At 46.4% G+C, this 2,152-nt stretch carries 1 protein-coding gene; it reads left to right on the forward strand.

The annotated features are described in order from the left end of the window. On the forward strand, positions 1-2,106 hold a 2,106-nt coding region (gene mrcB, locus AB4496_RS23045; RefSeq protein ID WP_372132101.1), incomplete at its 5' end, for a penicillin-binding protein 1B. Positions 2,107-2,152: the final 46 nt, after the last annotated feature.

Raw genomic sequence — 2,152 nt, forward strand, 5'->3', positions numbered from 1 at the left:
GTGTTGGATCTGTCTCCTGGTACTGCCGTTAGTTTGGTACAAGTCAAAAATGAATTGGATGTGCTGAATTACCGTAAAGTGAATTCTCCTCGTCACCCAGGTGAGTACTCTTCTTCTTCAACCAAGATTGAAATGATTCGTCGTCCGTTCGAGTTTGTCGATGGACCGGAAGCGGATCGTCATGTAATGCTGCATTTCAACGGTAACGAGTTAACTCGTATACAGTCGCTAGAGAAGAAAGGCGACATGGGCTATCTACGTGTTGAGCCGAAAATGTTGGGTATGCTTGAAAAAAGTAACGATGAGCAACGCCTGTTCTTAAAACGTAATCAGTTCCCAGAAGTGATGGTTGATGCCTTATTAGCAACTGAAGACCGAAGCTTCTATCAACACGATGGGGTATCGCCATTAGCAATCGCTCGTGCAATGGTCGTTAACGTCAAAGCTGGGCGAACGGTACAGGGCGGTAGCACGCTGACACAACAGTTGGCAAAAAACCTATTCCTGTCCAGTGAGCGTACATTGTGGCGTAAGGTTCGTGAAGCCTACATTGCGCTTATCTTGGACCATCGTTACAGCAAAGACCGTATTCTAGAGGCTTACTTAAACGAGGTTTACCTTGGTCAAAATGGTGGGCAAGCGATTCATGGCTTCGGTTTAGCGTCTCGTTTGTATTTCGGTCAACCTATTCAAGAGCTCCGCATCGATCAACTAGCATTGCTGGTGGGTATGGTGAAAGGACCGTCGTATTACAATCCGGTTCGTTACCCTGAGCGTGCTAAGACTCGACGCGATCTGGTTCTTCGCTTATTGATGCAGCAAGACATATTAACTCCGCGACAATACGAAGAAGCGGCGAGTCGTGATTTGGATATTCAAGACAACCCACGTATTGCTAGTCGTCAGCCAGCTTACTTCCAGCAAGTAAACATTGAGCTTAAGAAGTATGTAGGCGATCGATTTGAAGCGAAAAAAGGGATTCGAGTCTTTACCTCTCTGGATCCCGTTTCCCAAGACAAGTTAGAAAAGTCGATTGCTCGTAAAGTGCCTGATTTATCGAAAACGGCAGGTAACAAACTGGAAGCCGCAGCTATTGCCGTGGATCGCAATACTGGTGAAATTCGAGCGATGGTCGGCGGTAAACGTACCGGTTACGATGGTTTTAACCGTGCTTTGAACGCGAGTCGCCCTATTGGTTCTTTGGTTAAGCCTGCCATCTACTTAACCGCATTAGAGCAACCTCAGAAGTATACGTTGGCGACAACATTGAAGGACACGCCACTGAGCTTGAAAGGCAGTAAGGGTAGCGTATGGAGCCCAAGAAACTTCGATCGTAAGTTCCGTGGCGATGTACCCTTGTATGTGGCGCTTTCTAAGTCTTACAACGTACCAACGGTTCGCTTGGGGATGCAGTTAGGCATTGATAGCGTCTCAGATACCATTGGAAAACTGGGTGTCGATAAAAACGAAATTCGCCCAGTACCGTCGATGTTTTTGGGTTCGTTCTCACTGACTCCGTTCCAAGTTGCTCAGATGTACCAAACCATTACCAACTCTGGTCGCATTGCGCCTTTGTCTGCGCTTCGTTCGGTTATTGATAATGATGGTGAGGTTCTGTATCAATCGATTCCTCGTGTATCGCAAAGCGTTGACCAGCAAGCAGCTTGGTTAACAACCTATGCGATGAAGCGGGGTGTATCGGAAGGTACAGGTCGTTTCTTACAAGGTCAATTTGCATGGGCTGGGTTAGCTGGTAAAACGGGCACAAGTAATGACAGTCGAGATAGTTGGTTTGTTGGTGTTGATGGTCGTGAAGTCACGACGATTTGGTTAGGCCGAGATGATAATAAACCGACTAAACTAACCGGTTCTAGCGGTGCGTTGCGTGTCTATGCCGATTATCTGAAGCAAAGAACGCCTGAACAACTATTACTGCCTTGGCCAACAGGAATTGCGACCGCTAGCTTTACTCGAACTTCTGAAGGGGCGTTAGAGTTTGATTGTGGTGGTACAGTCAAATTGCCGGTCTGGGATAAAAGTGGCAGCATTAAAAAGGGCTGTGAAAGTCAACCAAAACAGTGGCTAAAGAAGCTTTTTCAGTGGTAAAGTCATAACAGAAAAGAATGACAAGGATAGTTTAGATAATGATTTC

Origin of the sequence: Vibrio sp. 10N.222.46.A1 (genome assembly GCF_041473595.1) — a bacterium.
Lineage (GTDB): Bacteria > Pseudomonadota > Gammaproteobacteria > Enterobacterales > Vibrionaceae > Vibrio > Vibrio tasmaniensis_A.